Raw genomic sequence first — 18,130 nt, 5'->3', positions numbered from 1 at the left:
GGTTTGACGGCAATCGTCACGACCGGATTGACCGCAGGGGTGGGGCGACCGTAAAATCGCCTGCTCAGCCGGAATAGCTCAGTTGGTAGAGCGGCGCATTCGTAATGCGTAGGTCGTAGGTTCGATTCCTATTTCCGGCACCAGATTTAAGCTAACAAATTGTAAGAAAGTATCGAAAAATCAAGGGGTTGGCCGGGTTTCCGTCCAGCCCCTTTTTTCATGCCCTCCCGGTCCGTCCCGGGAAAAACAGGGATTTCCAAGGATCGTTTTTCCCATCATTTTCCCCGCTTATGACCGGAATGCTGCCAATCCTGCGCGTCATGTTCCCCGACAAACCGCTCTTGTCGGTCGAAGACGTGGCACGTGTTCTCAACAAGACGGGGGCGGGCGGTTACGAACAAACCCGAGAACAGCTGGCCGCCGGCGTCATCGTTCCAGGTCTGCGCAAGCTCGGCGGCAGTTGGTTGGTTCCGGTGACGGCACTCGCTGATGCGCTGGACGGCTTGGTTGACGGAAACACTGCTGGGTTGGCTATCCCCAAGCCGTTGCCCACAAGACACACGGTCACCCGGGCCAACCCCATTGTTCCCCGAAAGGGCGGACGGGTTCCCGATCGGGCCAAGTCTATGGCGCTGGCCGACATGACATCCCTTTCCCTTGCGATGGCCACTCATCAATCGGTCGAGTTCTGGAACGAGGTGCTGGCTTTGCTGGACTGTCCCACGGAACAAGCTGCGCTGATCCTCGCGCCGAGCGATGCCTTCGCCGAGCTCCAACCATGGGTGCGGCAGAACGCGCGAGTGGTGGGGCACGCGCACCTCCTACCGGTGGAAGAGCGGGATCAGGCGTTGGATACCGGCGAGGCCTGGGAAGCGACCTTGGCTGACGCGTTGCTCGAGCCGTGGATCAGTGTCGAGGCGCGCGATCCCTTCGATGACGCCATGAAGGAGGCGCTAGCTGCCTTCCAGGGTGCCCAAGCCCACGCACGAAACCAGGACCGGGCTCGAGGGCTGGACGACAGGCTGCCACCGGCCACGGCAGCAGAGAGCCCGCGCAAGCCGTTCCGGTTCTGACCGGCTACCATCGAGCCATCCCCTTGCGGTATCCCCGATGTCCCTCGACTCGATAAAAGACGCTGAAAAAGAGCTCCTGAAGCGCTACAAGAAAACCTGGGGCCAGAAGCACCCGGAGTTCTTGGCGGGGAAGGGGGTTTCCTGGAAACGCCTGAAGGACGACTTCGACAAAGAAGCCGCTGCTGAAAAGACGGAAAAGAACGTGCAGTTCACCGCGCCGTGGTCTTCTGCCGAAGCTGCTGGCCTTTTGGGACTCAATCAGAAGGTGTTTCGCGCACTCGCTACGATGGACAGCAAAACCGGTTCGCTCATCGTGGGCGAGGGCAAGCACGTCTCCATCCGGTTGTGTCGGTTGCTGGAGTGGGCAGAGGGGATGACCGACGCGGCTAAGGTTCGGCGCTGGCGAGAGTCCCGGAACGATGAGGACTTGCTGGGAAAGACAACGCCTAGTTCTCCCGCGGCGGCCTTCCGAGTTGTAAAGAACGCCCGGATCGAGTTCGGCCTCATCGAAGGCAAGGTGACGTCGCTCGATCTCTCTCACTTGAGCGATGCGGAGCGGGCGAAAATCACAGAAATCTTGCGGGGAGGACGTGGCGCGATCCAGCACGACGAGCGCGGCCTGGCGATGCTCACACCCGTTGCATCGACGTTGCCTGAAGCCTTCAGGATGCAGTGGACTGACGAAGCCCTCAAGAGCGAATACGTGGAGCGCTACCAGGGGTTGCTCGAAAGCGCACAGGACGAGCTGGCCCAGCATCTGGAGCGGGTCAAGGAAGACATTCGTGATGCAGGGTCGGACGAAGAGGGCTCACCCGGGGCGTTGGCCTTGGCTGCCCTGCTGGACATGTGGAAGGACGAGGAGCGCGACGTGCAAGAGCTCCATTCGGAGGTCCGTGCCGAACTGCTGGACATCTCCCTTCCCCCTGCTGTCCCAACAACAAGGACACCTTTCCGCTTTTGAGCAGGACTCGCCGGCTGGGCGTCACGCACCAAGCCGTGAGCCGCTTCGTGCGCCGGCATGGCCTCCTTTCTAGGGGGCTGCAGGCCTACCGATCACGGCAAGCTGACCAAGTGGCTCGACGTCGCCGGCAGGTGCGACAGCTGCTGAAAGAGGGGCGGACCTCGGCGGAGGTGGCGGCCCGGTTGAGGATTTCCACTGCCACCGTAAGCTTGGACCGTCGGGCCCTCGGCGTGCGCCGTGCGTTGAAGGGACCGGAGCACCGCACCTTGCGCGGTCTCGGTAAGGTCCAGATCGTGGCGCGATTGAAAGTTATTACTAGGGCCCAGCTTGGCCGAGAGCTGGGCGTGACCAGCTCGGCGATCTACAACTATTGCAAGAGAACGGCCATCGCCCGTCATTTCATGTCGCAGGTTGAGCAAGGCTAAACTTTAGGGAATCGCCGCTGTGGGCTTATCCGGCTCCCCGTCTATCGCGGACCGGCACCAAGTTTAGGTCCTGCCCGTCAGTTGGGCGTATGCGACAAAAGTCATGCCACTGGTGACGAGCAATAGTATCGACATGATGATCGGCACTGCCCATTGATGGAACCTAATCCGCGTCTGCAGTTGATGAATCATCGGGCGCAGCTGGGTGTAGGTAGGCAACGCACGCTGGCGAAGCATGTCCGATTCGGCCTTCAGTTCAGAGCCGACTTGACGTATCGTCAGCACGTGAGCCGCTATAAGCATTGCTGCGACGAGCAGGAACACCAACGAAGCCGTCAGTAGTGCGTGGTTGACCACTGCGTAAGAAGCGTCTGTCTTCATCTGACTCGCTAGCAAGCCTTGCCCCACCGGGATTGCGATGAGCTTGGCCATTGCGTCGGAGCTCGCCGCATTCATCTTTACGACAAAGTCGAGCTTCCTGCGCTCAAACTCTTCTCGTGCCTTGTCAAAATTGAAGCCCGACGCATAGATATCAAAGTCTGAGAGAAATGCTTGGACGATCTCTTCCCATGATTTCAGTAGGACCTCGAAGCGTTGTTCAGCCGAGACGTTGAAGAGGAATCGAACAAGGACCCGTTTTAGCGCTTCGATCCGGCCAGTTTTGAGGTGGTCTTCGAATATCGCACAGCGCGAGTCTGCGAGTGCCTTTTCAGAGGGGACATCATCGAGGACCCACTGCTGATAGGTAAGAGGAATGCTGAGCTTTCGGCCGGTCAGAATAATAGCGGTGCCCGCGGAGCCGGCGCCGGGTCGAAAGTCATCAGCCACCAGTCTAAGCAGCTCCGAGAACTCGATGCAGCGGAGATAAGCCCCAACGATTTCCGGCACGGCTCCTTCGCCAAGTGCGTAGTCCTCATCAATCAGATAGAACGCTTCCGGTGCTTGAACTTGGAAGCGCCCCATGTTGTGTCCAATTAGCGCGCCAACGTTCTGGGCAACCACTTCGGCGCCTTTCGATACTCCGGGGACGACGAGCTCAATGGGACAGCCAGAGTCAACTCCCGTCACTCCTAGCACGCACTCTTTGCCCGCAAAAAGCACCGTTACCCGTCGCCCGCCTCCCTCGATGGCCTCCGTCAGTGCGGCCACTTCCGCCGAGGCGGTGGTTTTGACGAAAAGATCGGCGCCTGCGACGCGGCAGGTGCTGCTCAAGCGGCATAAGCCGATGATCGATTCGAATGCTGGCATGTCAGGACTCGTTGAGTTCCTGGATCAATTTTTCAGGGGCGTGCTTGATGACGACAGTCGTTCCATCCAGGTGAACATGATCCTGTTTGAAGGTGTATGTCATCTTGAGGGACAGCTCTTTGCTCTTGTAGTTGATGTCGGACAGTGCCTTTATAGACGTAGCATCAGGAAGGAAGCCGGCAGACGGGGCACTCTCATGGCCATTGAGGAAATGCACGAACGCAGTGGGTTCGTCGGGCCAAATCGCATTTGCCAGGCCTTCAAAGTCATCTAGGCGAGGTGAATCACTTTTCCGTAAGCCTTCGACGTAATCGAAGGCTCGGCGCTGGAGATCAGGCACGTCTCCGGCAGGCATCGCTCCCGCATCCACTAGGCTGCTTGCGAAATCTTTGACGACAAGAACCAGCTTTTTTGACTCCACTTTGGAATCTTGATCCACCTTGCAGCCGACGAATTCTTGGAAGTAATCGGAAGGGCCGTCGTCCTTGTTCTTTTTAAGCACGAAGCTGAGATATCTTTCTCCACCGGCCAGCCATGCCGCCAGATCAATGCGGGCAGCAACTTGGAGGCGATCGAGGTTGAGGTAGGGCGCGCGCACGACCTTGTCGAGGTCGTCAGAGAAGATTGCCCCGGATTGCGGATTTAACTTCGCGACCATCAGCATATCTCTCTGCTGGTGCGTATAGCGTAAGAGCAGCATGTAACCACCGCCGGCGAAGACGACGTCATTCATCGCGACGACCAGGCGGCGCCCTGCATGGATCGAGAACGCGATGAAATCGGTCTTCTCGTTAAGGTGGTCCCTCAAGTGGACACTGAATCGGTAGTTGTCCTCGTCATCCTCAAAGGAACCAGCGAATCGGGAGCTTCGATTGTTGTAACTATCGAGGAGAGTAAGCATGAGCGAGTTCAGCTCATCCGTTCGGGCAAGTTCGCCCTTTGCCTCATCCAGACTGGCTCCCTTTACGCCTCGTTCCTTGTTCACCTTGTGTGCGACCGCGTTCAGGATCTCCATGGCACCCCTCTCCTTGATAGATAGACTTGGCCGTCACAGGCCTCTGAGGAGCATATTACACATATCATAAGCGTCGGTTTTAGCGTCGCTGCCGCCGGAATATTGGCGCATTGTGGGGACTCTTCGTCTCACTAGCCGAGATTCTGTGTGCGGCCCTTGGTTTTCCTCTGGAGTCGGGAAAGTCGCCAGCGACTCTGAACGGTCGGCGTGGTTGTGGAAAGACGGCATGTGGAAGAAGCGCATGAAAAAACTTAGGCGCTAACTCACCCTGACCAGCTGGCCCCACCTTGTCGTGTAAGCCGGTGACAACGCGGCCATGGTTCATGGCCCACACCTGCCTGCGCTGCTCACCTCCGCGCACGCGCTTGGCAGACGACGCAAACGCCATCGCGCCACGACCAAACTTGGCGTTTGCGCGATCCATGACGTCCGTCAATGCTTGTGACCGCGGGTCCACTTGGGCGAACAGATCGCCTTGGTGGACATCCCTTGCAGTCAGGTCCAGCAGCCCGATGCCCGCCTTCTTGTAACGGTAGTCCTCCCGCCACATTGCGTTGGTCAGGGCTTGAACCACCATGAGCACCTCGCGGGTGTCCGTGGTCGGCGATATGAAGTTAGGGGCCTTGCTGGGATGGTATTGGGGTGCCCCGGGCTTGAACGGGTTGGTGTGGAGAAACACCCAATCCCCACCGGCCTGCAACGAGCGCCCCCGGAGCGTCTCGCAGGCCCGCTGGGCGAAGGTGGCAACGGCTTGTTGGAGCGCTTCTAAGGCCACGACCTCTTTACCGAACGAACGGGATACCACGATCTGCTGCCGGTCCGGCTCCACTTCTTCCAACGATGAGCAGGCGATGCCCCAAAGCTCGCGCTGAGTGCGGGCCAACGTCACGCCATACCGCGCCCGCAACGTCTCGCTGTCCGCGTGGACCAGGTCAGCCGCGGTAAGCACGCCCTCAATTCCCAGTCGGGCAGTGAGCTTGCGGCCCGCGCCCCAGACATCTTCGACGGGAAAGCGTTCCAACAGGGCGGAGCCGGGCAGGGCGGTCATGACACCGTGCGCCGTCCTCTTGGCGGCCTTGTTGCCCAGCTTGGCCAACGTTTTCGACGGGCCAATGCCGACGCAGCACGGAATCCCGGACCACTGCAGAATCCGCGCGCGGGCCTCAGCCCAGAGCTCATCTCGGCCTCGGCCTATTCAGGCTTCCTGTGTTGCACAGCGTGGGGCCCGAAGACAGACTGAGCCATCCTGCTCCTTGAAAAGCCGTCATGGGCACTCAGAAGCCTCCGGAGTCTTTACATCGGGTATTTCTCTCTTTTGACGGTCACGAGTATTCGGCCACGATCTGGCGCGGTGGAGGGTTTCAATGGCGCCTGCTATCCGTTGAGGTTCCGGCAGCGGGGTGCCGGGAAGTGGTGTTTCCAGATTTTGAATCGTGCCGCCTAGCGCTGCACGCCGCTGAGGAAATCGCGCGAAAGATACTGGAAGGCCGATCCGGCGCTTAGGGGTTACCTAAACGGGTAACATTGGCTGGAGGTCCAACGTCACATGCTCTAGGGGGAGCGCACATGGCGATTCGAACGTTGATTTTTCTTCTCGGTTTCACCGTGCTTCCGTTCTCCGCGGCTGGGTCCCAACCGTTTGCTGTCACCCCGAGTGGCACACCCGAGGCGGTGTTCTCAGCGAAGGCATCGGTGGCGGCGTCCCGCCTGTCCAGCAAATGCATGGATGTCCAATGGACGGTGGTGAGCAGCAGCGATACCGAAGTTGTCTGCGAGTCGCCGTTGAGCACAGGCCAGTCCATCATGGGTCAGATACTGCTCGGCAACAGCTACTCCACGCCACCTCGGCGATTTTTCCGCTTCAACGTGAGTGAGCTGTCCGGCGTCTCGCGTGTGCAGGTGTCGGGCTGGATGGAAACCCAGATGGCCTTCGGCCAGATGCAGCGCGCTCCTTTTTCAGGGGCGGACTTCCACAACAGCATCATGAACTTCCTGATCAGTGCGGGAGGCGCGTTCCCCGCAGGAACGACCTTCCCCAACCACACCGTGCTCGGAGTTCTAGGGAAAGTCGCTCCGCGCGGCAGGGCTGCTGTCTACGAGGTGGCTGAGGTGACGCCTGGTGGAGCCGCGGACCGAGCGGGCCTCAAGGCAGGAGACGTCATCACCTCCGTGGCCGGAAAGAAGTTCAAGACCGATGGTGACTTCCTGGATGCCTTGGCAAAGGCAACCAAGGCGCCGACCTACCAACTCGATGTCACGCGCAGCGACGCTGCAATGCCGCTCACCGTCGACCGGGAATACCGTCCCACCGCCACTCAGGTCGTCAGCGTCGTTGAAGAGCCCGCCCCGGTGCCCGCACCCGTAGCACCAGCCCTTTCGGTTGCCGATGAGTTGGCCAAGCTTCTGAAGCTCAAGGAGCAGGGTATCCTGACGCAGGCCGAGTTCGATTCTCAAAAGAGCAAGCTGTTGAACCAATGAGCATTCCGTCCACCCATTCCGTAGCCCGGGCCGGACGGTGGTTTCGATCATCAGAAGAACCCTGACGCGAAGCGATGGACCAGTTTGAAGGCGTAGTGTTGGACTACTTACGGGCTGATCGGGCGCTGTTCGTCAACAGTCAATGCTGTATCCAGCTCAACGAGGGAAAGAACCCAGACACCAGCGGGCCGCATTGGTATTGCGACGCCCTTGCAGTGAGCTTCAAAGAGCTAGCAGCCTACCGCTGTGAGATCACGTATGCCGCCCGTGCCCCGTCCCTGCTAGCGCGCTTGAGGGCCTGGGACGAACACTGGTCAGGCTTGCGCGCAGCGCTCTTCCGGGACAGCGGTGTGCCCTTGGCCTGGAAGGCAAGGCCTTGGCTGTTTGTTCCGCAAGCTCATGCAACCCGAGTCCGCGCCAGCGTCGAAGCGTTTGCCCACCTACCCAAACCTCGGATCACCTGTTTGGAAGAAGTGGTCCCTTGGCGATACCGTTCTTGGGATCGCGGGCCCTACGTCGACCCAGCGCCATAAAGGGCGCTCCAAGTAACGTTCGGCCGAGCCATTGCAGGGAGGGCTCAGAAAGACGGGGGCCTGTCTCGCAAGCGCGTTATCGGATATAACCAAGGCGTCCTTATCTGACCGAGTATCTCAATGGCCTTCACTACCCTCAAATCGCTCGATGCTGAGATCAAACAGCTGGAAGCCCAGAAAAAACTGGTCGAGAAACGCGACGGAGAGGTGCCCAAGGCGCTCGCAGTGCTCCAAAGGTATGCGAAGGTCCTCACTCCCGCGCAGCGGCGGCAGGTCGCCAAACTCATCGGAGAAACGATCAACGCCGAGCCGGCGCGCGCGCCCAAGGCGGGCACTGGATCGTTGAAGGGCCGCAAGCTCGGCAAAGTCGCCGCGAAGTATCGGCTTCCGAGCGGTGAGACCTGGGCGGGCCGTGGCCTGACCCCCAAGGCCTTCACCGCGTGGGCCAAATCCGCCGAAGGCAGAACATGGGCCAAGGCAAACCCGGGTGCAAAGTTTCCGGCGGCCGATGGCGCGGTGACCAAATCGCCAACCAAGGCAGTCAAGAAGGTGACCAAGGCGGTCAAGAAGGCGAGCAAGGCCAAGCCGATTCGGAAGGCCGCCAAGAAGGGCACGGCGAAGGCAGCTTCTTAACACATGCACGAAGGCCTCGCCGATGCCGGCACCAAGGCGTGGCTGCTGCGCAAGCGTTGCTTGATGTCGCCAATGGGACGCTCTTGGAACTCGTGGCGTTCCCTACGAGTCGCGCCAGGAGGGTGTCCCATGACGCGCTTGTAGGCGCGACTGAACGCTGCCTGCGACGCGTAGCCCAGACGCTCTGCCACTACTTCGATGGACAGGCTTTGGTGGATCAGCCACTGACTCGCCAACTGCATTCGAAGCTCAGCCATGTATCGCGGGGGCGCGGTTCCAATGGCGGTCTGGAACCGGTCTGCAAAGAGAGGCCGTGAGATGTTAGATTCCGCAGCCAGCGCTGCGACGGTCCAGTCACGCCCAGGGTCTCTGTGCAGGGCAAGCAACGACAGCGATAGTTTAGGGTCGCGCATGGCATGACCAGGCCTGATGGTCCGTCGCAACCGCGCTCAACCCGGTCACGGACGATCATGGCGGCGACTGCATCCGCCAGCCGGGCGAGTATGCCCGCAAAGCCATTACGTCCGAAGCACACCTTGCGCTTCATCGCGTTGACCATCGGCAACAGCCCAATGAACTGAGCGGCGTTGCCATCGGCCAACATCACCGCCGGCATCACCTTGCTCAACCCTTGCATGCCCCCAGATCGAACACCATGCATCCGTGGCAGAGCACGGCGCTTGGCACGGCATGGTCGCTCGGTCACATGTCTATCCCGTTCACGGTGTCGCCTAGTGGAGCGGCATCTATCGTTTCCAGGCACTGGACGGGATGGTCCTTGGGTTGCACGTGCGGTGCCGGATCAGGCCGAGAGTGCCGGCGGGATGGTGGTCGCTGCTGTGCAGTCCTCCATCGCAGCGGGCGCCGCCTTGGGCGGTCTCGTGTTTGGGCTGGGCGGCATCGTTGCAGCCCTCACCGTGGCTGGGGCGGTGATGCTCCTCGCCAGTCTGCTCACTGCGTTGCGGATCAGGGTGAGTTCGCCGACGTTGTCGGCAGGTGCGGCGTTTCACATCTAGTTGTCATCAGCTATGAGCGGCTGCGTGAACCAGTCCTAGCGCCAAGCACCAAGCAAACCAGCAGGCTAAGGAAAAATGAGGGGGCGCTGGCATGTGAGCATTGCCGGCTCGTATCAACCTTCGAAAAGTTGTGGGCCGACCTTGGGCGGCCCTTTCTTATGCCCTCGGATCTTTGGGCCTCCCGCGTGCGTTTTATTTAACACGAGCAGGAAACGGCTGATTCTTGGTCCCGCTGATTGAATGGACCGCCAGTCCCCAGCGATGCACGATCTCCGAAAGGGCAAGCTGCCTCACTGACTTCGCGGGACTGTGGCTTCACCTTCAGCGCTTGCCAGTGGCCGCGTCATAGCGCGCGTTGACCTGGTTCCAGTTGACCACTGGCCACCATGCCTTGATGTAGTCGGCGCGTTTGTTCTGGTAGTGCAGGTAGTAAGCGTGCTCCCAGACATCCAACGCCAGCAGCGGCGTGCCACGTTCGGTGACCACGTCCATCAGCGGATTATCCTGGTTGGGTGTGGTGGTGATGGCGAGCGAGCCATCCGGCTTGAGGATGAGCCAGGCCCAGCCCGAGCCGAATACTCTGGTCGCCGCTTCGGCGAACTTGGTCTGAAACGCTTCCTGGGAGCCGAAGGTCTGCACGAGTTTGGCTTTCAGCACCGGGGACGGGCTGCCGCCTTTACCCACCGGGGCCATCAACGTCCAGAACAGACTGTGGTTGTAATGACCGCCGGCGTTGTTGCGCACCGCCGCGTCATACCGCGACACGCTGGCTTGGATATCTTCCAACGAAGTCGTGGCTAAGGCGGGGTAGTCCTTTACCTTGGCGTTGAGGTTGTTCACGTAGGCCTGGTGATGCCGATCGTGGTGGATGTCCATCGTCCGCGCGTCGATCGCCGGTTCCAAGGCGTTGTTGGCGTAAGGCAGCTCGGGCAACGAGAACGGAACATTCTTCGACTCACTAGCCGAAGCCAGATTGGCAGTGAGCAACAGGGCCGTCGCGAACAGCGAGGTGAGGGCGAGTCTTCTCATCAATGATTCCTCCAAGAATTGGGAGCTGTGCTCCCGGAATACCCGTAATCCGGGTGATAGAAAGGCCCGCAGTCCGCATCAGTTCAGGGGTCTACTTGGAACGCGCCGGCCGCGGTTAACAACGAAATCAACGACCCCGACTAGCAGCAGCGAAAGCCCTACCAACGGGAACAGAAAGCCGCCCACGCACAGCAGCGCGAACACGATGGTCACGGTCCGCCGTTCCTTCGGTAGTGGCGGCACTCCAATTCCGCCAAGCGGCCGGCGCTTCCACCACATCACTGCTCCGCTGATGCACAGAAGCGCGATGCCAACGCAGGCAAGGATCAACAACAGGCGATTGAACGTGCCGTACTCCTGACCCAAGTGCACGTTGATGCCCCATTCGAGCCCGCGCCCCAACGCGCCGTAATCGGCATAGCCCATGTCCAGCAGCACTTGGCCGCTGTACTGGTCCAGGTGCACCACCCGCTGGTCGGCCAGTTCTTCTGGGTACACCGAAGCGGTGTACACGCCCATCGGGCCACGCGGCAGCGACACGCTATAGCCAGGTGCGAGCGCAAGCGCAGTGAACCGCTGCACGGCTGCGTCGATGCCGATGGCGCCCAGCTGGGGTGACAGGTCGCCGAGTGCACCAGCCCCGTGTGCTTCGTGCCCGGTATGTTTGTCGGCAGGGCCGTGCCGACCGTGTGGCGGGGCCGACACCGGCAGCTGCGCCTGTTCCATTGACCAGGTGGGTGCGGTGGTATCGGCCAAGCGTTGCTGGGACATTGGCACCTGCACCCGCACGCCGGCAGGGTAGCCATAGTCCTGCCCGTTGGCCCATGCGTTGACCTGCTTGCCCCATATCACCGACCACGGCATGCCGGTCATCGCAAGAAACAGCAGCACTAGTCCGACCCAGATGCCTGTCACCGCGTGCAGGTCGCGCCAGAACAGTCGCTGGGCCGGCCGGCCACGCACGGTAGTAATCCCACTCTTTTGCCCCCGTGGCCACCACAGGTAGACGCCAGTAAGCACAAGCAGGATGGACCAGCCAGCGGCGATCTCGATCAATGCGCTGGCGTAGTCGCCTAGGAGATCGAGACTGTGCAACCGCCGCACGATGCCCGAGAACGTGCCCTTCTCCGGCAAGTGCCCAAGCACTCGTGCCGAACTGGGATCGACGTAATAGACCTCGCGCCGCCCGTCAGGTTCCAGCGTTCCGATCTCGACGCTACCATCGCCGCGCTCTGGCATGGTATATCGGAACGCTGTCCCGGCGGTGGCAGCGGTTACCGCCGCGATATGGGCGCTGGGGAGTGCAGGCGCACCCTGAGACGTCCCTGCCACCTTCAAGTCGCGGTGCACCCAGCGGTCGATGGGCTTTTGGTAGAGATAGACGGCGCCCGTCAGTGCCAGCCAGACGATGAAAGGCAGCACGAACAGCCCAGCATAGAAGTGCCACCGCCACACCGCGGGATAGAAACGCCGTCGTTCCGGCTGGCGTGCAGTTGGGGTGGCGTCCATGTCAGAGTTCCCGAGTCCAGCTCAGGTAAACCGCGCGGCCATCGCCTGGTGAGTATCCGGAAGAGCCGCTGTCGTACCAGGCATATACATAAAATCGGTCCGTGGCATTTTTCAGCTGCAAGGCAAGGCTGTTTCGCTCATCCAGACGGTAAGTCGCGCTCAGGTTCAACAGGGCGTAGCCGCCGTAGCGGCCTAGTGTATTGGTGCGCTCAACGAAGTAGTCACCTTGGCCATTGCCCCAAGCACTGAAAGTCCAGTCGGCGTTTGGCGCATATTCCAAGCCTGCGCTGGCCAGCCAATTCGGCACGTTCTCGATCTGTCGACCACGGGTCTGCGGCGCACTCGGGTCCGGTGCCTCAATCACAGCCTTCTGCCGCGAGTAGGAAGCCCAAGCGCGCCACTGCTCATTTGCCTGCCATGTCACCTGGGCATCCCAGCCACGGCGAAGGGTTTCACCCACGTTGCTAACTTCATTGCTGCCCACTGCCCCGTTGACGCCAAGGACGGTTGCCACTTCGTCCGATGCGCGCTGTTCCCAGTAGGCCAAGCGGGTCTGTAGGCCTTGTACGGGAGTCCACTTGAGGCCGGTTTCCCAGCCTTCGTTGATCGAGGGGGACAGGTTGCCGCTCTGAGCGCGGTAGGCGCCGTTGCCACTGCCGATCTGGAATGTGCGGCCCCAGTTCGCATACGCGATCGTGGTCGCTCCTAGGTCATAGGACGCGCTCAACTTAGGCTGTTTGATCAGTCCGTAGCCATAGACCGGCGCACGCGTGGCGGCAGCCACGTTGAGGAAGTCGCCGTAGATTCGGTCCACGCGGTAGGCTGGCACGATCTTCAGTGCGTCGATCGGCCTGATCACGGCCTGCACGTAAGCGCCGCGGGTGTCGAGGTCAAAATCCCAATCGCGTAGCGTAGCTTGGCGTTCGCGCACCACAGTGCGATAGCGACGAGCCTTATTATCCTGCCATTGTCCATCTACGCCTGCGTCCAGTACGAACTCGGCAAGGGTCGTGGTAGGGCGCCAAGTGGTGTTGAGGATAAGCCCACGGTGGGTTTCGTCGTTGAAGCGCTCCTGCTGCGCGCCTCCAGCGGTAAAGGTTACCCAGCGCTGATTGCGGTAGTCATTCTGGTAGGCCTTTGCATTCCAGCTCCAGTCAGTGCCTAGCGTGCCGTCGAGATGCAGCGCGGTCTGGACTGTCTCACGTTCGCTGCGGTCATCGCGGGCGTAATCGGGCGACTGCTTCGGATTGGCCCGCGCTTCCAAGTCGCTGAGGTAGCCGGCTTCCAGTGCGGTGTTCTTGTAATACCGGCTGGTGAGGCCAGCGCGCCATTGGCCGTCTGGGTCGGCATAGAACCACTTGCCGGCGAAGCTGCGCTGCGTGCCATTCGCGTGGTCGCGCTCACCGTCCGTGCCACGCCAACCAACGAAGTAGTTCTGCGACCAGGCACCAGTCTCAAATCCCTTCGCCAGTTGAATATCTTCGGTGCCGAAGCTGCCTACGGTCACGCTAAGCTGGCCATCGTTGCCGCCTCGGCGGGTGAGTACGTTAACGTCACCGGCGATAGCGTGCAGGCCGTACCGCGCGTCGTTGGTCCCGCGCACGATCTCCATCGCGCTGATATCCAGTGGGAAAACTGCATCCAGGTAAGGCATGCCGCCTGCGTTGTCGTTGCTTGGGATGCCATCAATCAGCAGCTTGACCGCATTGATGCGACCTTCGCCATTGAAACCGCGGAAAGAAAAGCGGCCGGCATCGGAGCCCATCTTGAATTGGGTGACCTGCACACCCGGTGCATTCATTAGCAGCTCCCAGCTATGGTCGACCTTCTGCTGTTGCAGCAGATCGCCACCAATGATGTCCACAGAGGTGAATACGGAACGCGCTGAGAGCTCGCGTTCGGCAGCGGAGCGCGCCTGCACGGTGCCCAGGGTTAGCACGGTTCCGTCCTGAGCAGCTGCCAGTGATGGAGCTAGCGCGGTGCAGGCGATTGCGGCCACGATGGCTTCGGTAAGCAGGCGTGTAGAGAGAAGTTTTTTCATTTTCCACAACATCAATATGCCGCGGCCAGAGGAGGGCCGAGACAAGCAGAAGAGCCGGCGTTTGAGCCGGGTGTCAGTAGGGGAGGGCAGCTTCCAGGTTCGCGTCTATTTGCCCCAGGTCTATTGGGGAACGAGAAAGACGTGCACTACCTAAAAGGCGCATTGCGCCTCAGGTCGCGGGCTGGATCAGCAGGTGAGGGCAGACGGTGGGCCGCGGGCCCCAAGCGTGCCCGGAGCACGGATGCGCCGTCTATCGACCAAGCCGAACAGGGCACGGAAGACCGCCGACCAGATGGCCATCGCCAAGAGCAGCGCCACGAGCAGGCTGATCATCCGCGCAGCGATCAGACAGTATTCGCAGTCCACGCCCATCTCGTGCTCGGCATGTGGGTCAGCTGACTTCTGCGATGGTGTTGTGTCAAAAGCTGCTGTATCCGAAGACTCCGACACCATTGGCATGGCGTGGTGAATGCCATGCCCCATGTGATGCGAATCAGCCGCCTTGGGTGCCATTGGTTCTACGTACGAATGATGCCTTGCATGTGTATCGGGTGCGTGTGTCGCACCGAGCGCCGGGTGCGCAATCGCCCGGCTAATCAATGGAGCGACAACCAATAGCAGCATCGATAGGCATGCCAAGGTGTGGGTCCAGCGGTAGAGGGCAAGGGGGCGCACAGCCCCGATATTAAGGGATGCGAAGAGGACGCAGGCGCTAGCTGTCGCCAAATTGATCCTCCGCGACCATTTGTCGCACTTGCTTCCCTCTCTCAAAATTCCACGCTGCACGGCTGTCTGTGGGTCGCACCAGGGCACCCAAAAGCGGCGCGTCGTGGTGCCGAATATGGGACATGCATGCAACCGTTGACTACCTACCAGGAGGTAGGTAAAGTGTGGTTTAGAGATTCGAACCTGAGGAGAACTGATGGCCCTTGGCACACGCGAAGCACTGATTCGGACTGCTGAGCAGCTGATGCGTACACGCGGCTACTCCGCGTTTAGCTACGCGGATCTGTCAGAGTCGGTGGGCATCCGAAAGGCAAGTATCCATCATCACTTTGCGACGAAGGAGGATCTAGGCAAGGCACTCGTGGAGGAGTACATCGAGCGCGTTCGAGTCGAACTGGGGCGGATTGAGATGCAGCACGGGCATGTCATCGGCCGCCTCGAAGCCTTCCTCCACATCTTCAGGTCGAGCGCCGAGGGCGGTCTCCTCCCGCTTTGCGGCGCCCTAGCTGCCGAAATGTCGGCATTACCGCTGAGTTTGCAGCAGCTAACGCAACGCTTCTTCGGCATGCAGTTGAGCTGGCTCTCCAGAGCGCTAGAGCAAGGCATCGAGCGAAACGAGATTCCCGAAGGCAGCGGAGCCAAGCACAAAGCGTTCCTGCTGTTGAGCATCCTGGAGGGGTCTTGCTTTATCAACTGGGCGACCAAGGACGAAGATCCGTTGAGCCCTAGCGTTGTGCGGCTCATCGTAGAAAACGCCTGAAACGCCTACTGCTCTTCTGTCGTAGAGGGGAGCAGGTTTCTTTTTGTTAAAGAAACCTACCTACTACAAGGTAAGTGGGTGTCAACATATCAATGGAGATGGCAATGAAAACAGTGATGGTGGAAGTCTGGTCGGACTTCGTTTGCCCATGGTGCTGGGTTGCAAAGAAGCGGTTCGAGAAGGCAGTCAATTCGTTGGCCGGCCAGGTTCAGGTCGTAGTAACCAACAAAGCCTATCGACTCGCCAAGGGAATGAGGCCGATGGACTACAAGACCGCACTGCATCAGAAGTTGGGCGGTGCAGCCGGCGCTAATCGGATGATGGCCGCGGTCAGCACCAACGGGCTCCTTGAAGGCTTGGTCTACAACTTCGACACCATGCTTTTCGGAGACACGAGCGCTGCTCACGCATTGATCAAGAGCATTAGCTCGCCCGAGGTCGCCGAACTGATGGCCGAGCGTATCTACAAGGCGGCGACCACAGACGGGCTCAACATTTTCGACCAGGACGTGCTGGCTTCGCTGGCCAAAGAGGTGGGTGTGACCGATACCCTCTTTGAGTTCGATTCGGCACGCGTCTCCACCGAGATCGACCGCGATGAGCTGGAAGCGAGCCGCATCGCCAATGGTGTTCCTTTGTTCCTATTCAACGGCAAGGTCTTTGTCTCCGGCGCGCAGGAAGCAAACGTGTTCGAGCGGGCAATTCTGGATGCGGCACGAGAGATGCCCGAAGCGATGAGCGGCGCAAGCGAAGGCGAGAGCTGCGGCATCGACGGATGCACGCGCTGATCAACCGGGTGCTTCGGCAGCCTATCCACCCATGTATCCCAATCAAGCCGCGCCCTCGGGCGCTCGGCAGATCCCTCGCGCGTAGCGCGCATTTAGAGAGGAACTATAAAATGACCAACAAGCCCAATGGCATCGACGTCGCCGCTCTCCAGCAGTTTGCGAAAGGTGTCTCTGAAGATGCATCCAAGCGCAATGCCCGCTTCAACGTGAAGACAAAGTGGCATGGACAGACCCGCTCGGTTGCGACGGTCAACCACTACTCCATGGCTGGCGTGAAGCACGGGCGCCACTTCGAGATTGCAGCGGATGAGCCGACCGAACTGCTCGGTCAGAACTCGGCTCCCAATCCGCAGGAGCTGCTCATGGCAGCCCTCAATGCCTGCTTGACCGTGGGCTACGTCGTCAACGCCGCAGCCATGGGCATCACGGTGCACAGCTTGGAAATCGAGACCGACGGCGAGCTGGACCTGCGCGGGTTCCTCGGTCTGGATGACAGCGTGAACCCCGGCTACGACGAAGTTAGCTACGTGGTTCGCCTGCACGCGGATGCCTCGCGCGAGCGTCTGGAAGAGCTGCACCAGGTTGTGACGAAGACCTCGGTGAACCGCGCCAACTTCTCCAAGGCCATTCGCATGGTTTCCACACTGGAAGTTCTGGAGGACTAAGCCCTCCGGAGAGCCTTTTCCCACCCCCACATTTGCAACAGCAGCCCCAAATCGAGGCTGTGCTCCCAATCTAGAGGCCCATCATGCGCAAGCTGTTTACCCCCTTCGACCTATCAGGCCTTCAGTTGACCAACCGCGTCGTCATGGCCCCGATGACCCGAACCCGCACGCCGGAGAACACTCCGAGCGAGCTGACTGCGCTCTACTACGGTCAACGCGCCTCTGCCGGTCTAATCATCACGGAGGGCCTTCCGGTTTCCGACGAGGGCCGTGGTTACCTGTATACCCCAGGTCTCTACACCGACGAACAGACCGAAGGCTGGCGTAAAGTCACCGATGCGGTGCATGCCAACGGCGGCAAGATTTTTGCCCAGCTCTGGCACGTCGGTAGGCTGTCGCACGTCTCGCTGCAGCCGGGCAACGTCGCGCCGGTGTCGTCGGGCGACGTGCCGGCGACCACCACGATGGTCTATGCGTGGGTCGAGCCCGGCAAGGAAGGCCCGGTGTTGCCGAGCAAGCCGCGCGCCCTGACCACCGATGAGGTCAAGCGTGTCATTCAGGACTTCGCCTCGTCTGCGCGTCGTGCGATGGATGCGGGCTTCGATGGCGTCGAACTGATGGCCGCCAACGCGTTCTTGTTCGACCAGTTCCTGAGCAGCAAGCTCAATACCCGCACCGACCAGTATGGTGGATCGATCGAGAACCGTCAGCGCCTGCTGCTGGAGACCATCGACGCGGTCGCGGCTGAAATTGGCGGCGAGAAGGTCGGCGTTCGCGTCTCCCCGTTTGGTCGCATCTACGACATGGAGGCCTTCGAAGGTGAAGCCGAAGCTTGGGCAAGCATGGCCTCGGCGCTGAACGAGCGGACCTTGGCGTTCGTGCACTTGAACTACCAGACCACGATCTCGGCAGCGGGCACGCCCGCCGGCTTCGGTGCTGAGTTCCGGAAGGCTTACCAGGGCACGCTGATCGGTGCAGGCGGGTTCACCCAGGAGCTGGCCGAGGCGGAATTGGCCAAGGGCGAGCTCGACCTGATTGCGTTCGGCACCAACTTCATCTCCAACCCTGACCTGGTGGAGCGGATGAAGAACGGCTGGCCGCTGGCAAAGCCTGATCCGTCCACCTTCTACGGCGTGATCGGGGCAAAGGGCTACACCGACTATCCGACCTACGATGGCGCTGGCGCCGACGCAGCAGTCGTCTGATCAACCACCCCGCACGTGCGGGCCA

At 60.4% G+C, this 18,130-nt stretch carries 15 protein-coding genes and 1 tRNA gene; 9 read left to right on the top strand and 7 right to left on the bottom strand.

What is annotated here, in order from left to right:
* Positions 1-67 precede the first annotated feature (67 nt).
* The 3 genes from GIW57_RS18590 (at position 68) to GIW57_RS18580 (ending at position 2,034) form a co-directional block, all read left to right on the top strand.
* Positions 68-143: transfer RNA gene (locus tag GIW57_RS18590), tRNA-Thr, on the top strand.
* 147 nt (positions 144-290) lie between these two features.
* Positions 291-1,073, top strand: a complete 783-nt coding sequence (locus tag GIW57_RS18585) for a hypothetical protein (RefSeq protein ID WP_236512321.1) — start codon at positions 291-293, stop codon at positions 1,071-1,073.
* Between the two features lie 37 nt (positions 1,074-1,110).
* Positions 1,111-2,034, top strand: a complete 924-nt coding sequence (locus tag GIW57_RS18580) for a hypothetical protein (RefSeq protein ID WP_042613081.1) — start codon at positions 1,111-1,113, stop codon at positions 2,032-2,034.
* Between the two features lie 488 nt (positions 2,035-2,522).
* Here the strand turns inward: GIW57_RS18580 and GIW57_RS18575 are convergent, their stop codons facing one another.
* The 3 genes from GIW57_RS18575 to GIW57_RS18565 all read right to left on the bottom strand — a co-directional run bounded on the left by GIW57_RS18575 (position 2,523) and on the right by GIW57_RS18565 (position 5,770).
* The gene (locus GIW57_RS18575; protein WP_236512319.1) at positions 2,523-3,707 is read right to left on the bottom strand and encodes a hypothetical protein; all 1,185 of its coding nucleotides are present in this window, start codon (positions 3,705-3,707) and stop codon (positions 2,523-2,525) included.
* A 1-nt stretch (position 3,708) separates the two neighbouring features.
* A complete protein-coding gene (locus GIW57_RS18570) occupies positions 3,709-4,722 on the bottom strand; it encodes a nucleoid-associated protein (RefSeq protein ID WP_236512317.1) in 1,014 nt (337 codons plus the stop codon).
* 79 nt (positions 4,723-4,801) lie between these two features.
* Entirely contained in the window at positions 4,802-5,770 is a 969-nt protein-coding gene (locus tag GIW57_RS18565; protein WP_236512316.1) for a hypothetical protein, read from the bottom strand.
* 518 nt (positions 5,771-6,288) lie between these two features.
* On the opposite strand from GIW57_RS18565, the gene GIW57_RS18560 reads away from it, so the two are divergent.
* Together GIW57_RS18560 and GIW57_RS18555 are read left to right on the top strand one after the other, a co-directional pair.
* Positions 6,289-7,200, top strand: a complete 912-nt coding sequence (locus GIW57_RS18560) for a PDZ domain-containing protein (protein ID WP_236512315.1) — start codon at positions 6,289-6,291, stop codon at positions 7,198-7,200.
* A 653-nt stretch (positions 7,201-7,853) separates the two neighbouring features.
* The gene (locus GIW57_RS18555) at positions 7,854-8,366 is read left to right on the top strand and encodes an H-NS family nucleoid-associated regulatory protein (protein ID WP_236512314.1); all 513 of its coding nucleotides are present in this window, start codon (positions 7,854-7,856) and stop codon (positions 8,364-8,366) included.
* A gap of 1,337 nt (positions 8,367-9,703) precedes the next feature.
* Here the strand turns inward: GIW57_RS18555 and GIW57_RS18550 are convergent.
* From GIW57_RS18550 to GIW57_RS18535, 4 genes are all read right to left on the bottom strand, one after another.
* A complete protein-coding gene (locus GIW57_RS18550) occupies positions 9,704-10,411 on the bottom strand; it encodes a superoxide dismutase (protein WP_236512313.1) in 708 nt (235 codons plus the stop codon).
* A 78-nt stretch (positions 10,412-10,489) separates the two neighbouring features.
* Positions 10,490-11,920, bottom strand: coding sequence for a PepSY domain-containing protein (locus tag GIW57_RS18545; RefSeq protein WP_236512312.1), 1,431 nt, complete (start codon positions 11,918-11,920; stop codon positions 10,490-10,492).
* Between the two features lies 1 nt (position 11,921).
* Positions 11,922-13,961 carry a TonB-dependent receptor gene (locus tag GIW57_RS18540; RefSeq protein ID WP_236512311.1) on the bottom strand — a complete coding sequence of 680 codons (2,040 nt, stop codon included), beginning with the start codon at positions 13,959-13,961 and terminating at the stop codon, positions 11,922-11,924.
* 186 nt (positions 13,962-14,147) lie between these two features.
* Positions 14,148-14,636, bottom strand: coding sequence for a DUF2946 family protein (locus GIW57_RS18535; protein ID WP_329605776.1), 489 nt, complete (start codon positions 14,634-14,636; stop codon positions 14,148-14,150).
* 247 nt (positions 14,637-14,883) lie between these two features.
* Between GIW57_RS18535 and GIW57_RS18530 the strand changes: the two genes are divergently transcribed.
* From GIW57_RS18530 to GIW57_RS18515, 4 genes are all read left to right on the top strand, one after another.
* Positions 14,884-15,447 carry a TetR/AcrR family transcriptional regulator gene (locus tag GIW57_RS18530; protein WP_236512310.1) on the top strand — a complete coding sequence of 188 codons (564 nt, stop codon included), beginning with the start codon at positions 14,884-14,886 and terminating at the stop codon, positions 15,445-15,447.
* A 104-nt stretch (positions 15,448-15,551) separates the two neighbouring features.
* The gene (locus tag GIW57_RS18525; RefSeq protein WP_026069961.1) at positions 15,552-16,235 is read left to right on the top strand and encodes a DsbA family oxidoreductase; all 684 of its coding nucleotides are present in this window, start codon (positions 15,552-15,554) and stop codon (positions 16,233-16,235) included.
* Positions 16,236-16,345: 110 nt separating this feature from the next.
* Complete coding sequence (locus tag GIW57_RS18520; protein WP_236512309.1) at positions 16,346-16,900, top strand: OsmC family protein; 555 nt, start codon at positions 16,346-16,348, stop codon at positions 16,898-16,900.
* An 83-nt stretch (positions 16,901-16,983) separates the two neighbouring features.
* Complete coding sequence (locus GIW57_RS18515) at positions 16,984-18,105, top strand: alkene reductase (RefSeq protein WP_192081619.1); 1,122 nt, start codon at positions 16,984-16,986, stop codon at positions 18,103-18,105.
* Positions 18,106-18,130 lie beyond the last annotated feature (25 nt).

The organism is Stenotrophomonas sp. PA-6-5C (assembly GCF_021605635.1).
Classification (GTDB): domain Bacteria; phylum Pseudomonadota; class Gammaproteobacteria; order Xanthomonadales; family Xanthomonadaceae; genus Stenotrophomonas; species Stenotrophomonas lactitubi.
Note: the sequence above shows the minus strand (reverse complement) of the source record. Positions and strands in the feature narration are given on the sequence as shown.

Bases quoted from the DNA above. Each gene is read 5' to 3' on its own strand.
- GIW57_RS18525 (WP_026069961.1), top strand. From the start codon at position 15,552: ATGAAAACAGTGATGGTGGAAGTCTGGTCGGACTTCGTTTGCCCATGG.
- GIW57_RS18570 (WP_236512317.1), bottom strand. From the start codon at position 4,722: ATGGAGATCCTGAACGCGGTCGCACACAAGGTGAACAAGGAACGAGGC.
- GIW57_RS18575 (WP_236512319.1), bottom strand. From the start codon at position 3,707: ATGCCAGCATTCGAATCGATCATCGGCTTATGCCGCTTGAGCAGCACC.
- GIW57_RS18585 (WP_236512321.1), top strand. From the start codon at position 291: ATGACCGGAATGCTGCCAATCCTGCGCGTCATGTTCCCCGACAAACCG.
- GIW57_RS18550 (WP_236512313.1), bottom strand. From the start codon at position 10,411: ATGAGAAGACTCGCCCTCACCTCGCTGTTCGCGACGGCCCTGTTGCTC.
- GIW57_RS18540 (WP_236512311.1), bottom strand. From the start codon at position 13,961: ATGAAAAAACTTCTCTCTACACGCCTGCTTACCGAAGCCATCGTGGCC.
- GIW57_RS18560 (WP_236512315.1), top strand. From the start codon at position 6,289: ATGGCGATTCGAACGTTGATTTTTCTTCTCGGTTTCACCGTGCTTCCG.
- GIW57_RS18565 (WP_236512316.1), bottom strand. From the start codon at position 5,770: ATGACCGCCCTGCCCGGCTCCGCCCTGTTGGAACGCTTTCCCGTCGAA.
- GIW57_RS18555 (WP_236512314.1), top strand. From the start codon at position 7,854: ATGGCCTTCACTACCCTCAAATCGCTCGATGCTGAGATCAAACAGCTG.
- GIW57_RS18580 (WP_042613081.1), top strand. From the start codon at position 1,111: ATGTCCCTCGACTCGATAAAAGACGCTGAAAAAGAGCTCCTGAAGCGC.
- GIW57_RS18520 (WP_236512309.1), top strand. From the start codon at position 16,346: ATGACCAACAAGCCCAATGGCATCGACGTCGCCGCTCTCCAGCAGTTT.
- GIW57_RS18545 (WP_236512312.1), bottom strand. From the start codon at position 11,920: ATGGACGCCACCCCAACTGCACGCCAGCCGGAACGACGGCGTTTCTAT.
- GIW57_RS18530 (WP_236512310.1), top strand. From the start codon at position 14,884: ATGGCCCTTGGCACACGCGAAGCACTGATTCGGACTGCTGAGCAGCTG.
- GIW57_RS18515 (WP_192081619.1), top strand. From the start codon at position 16,984: ATGCGCAAGCTGTTTACCCCCTTCGACCTATCAGGCCTTCAGTTGACC.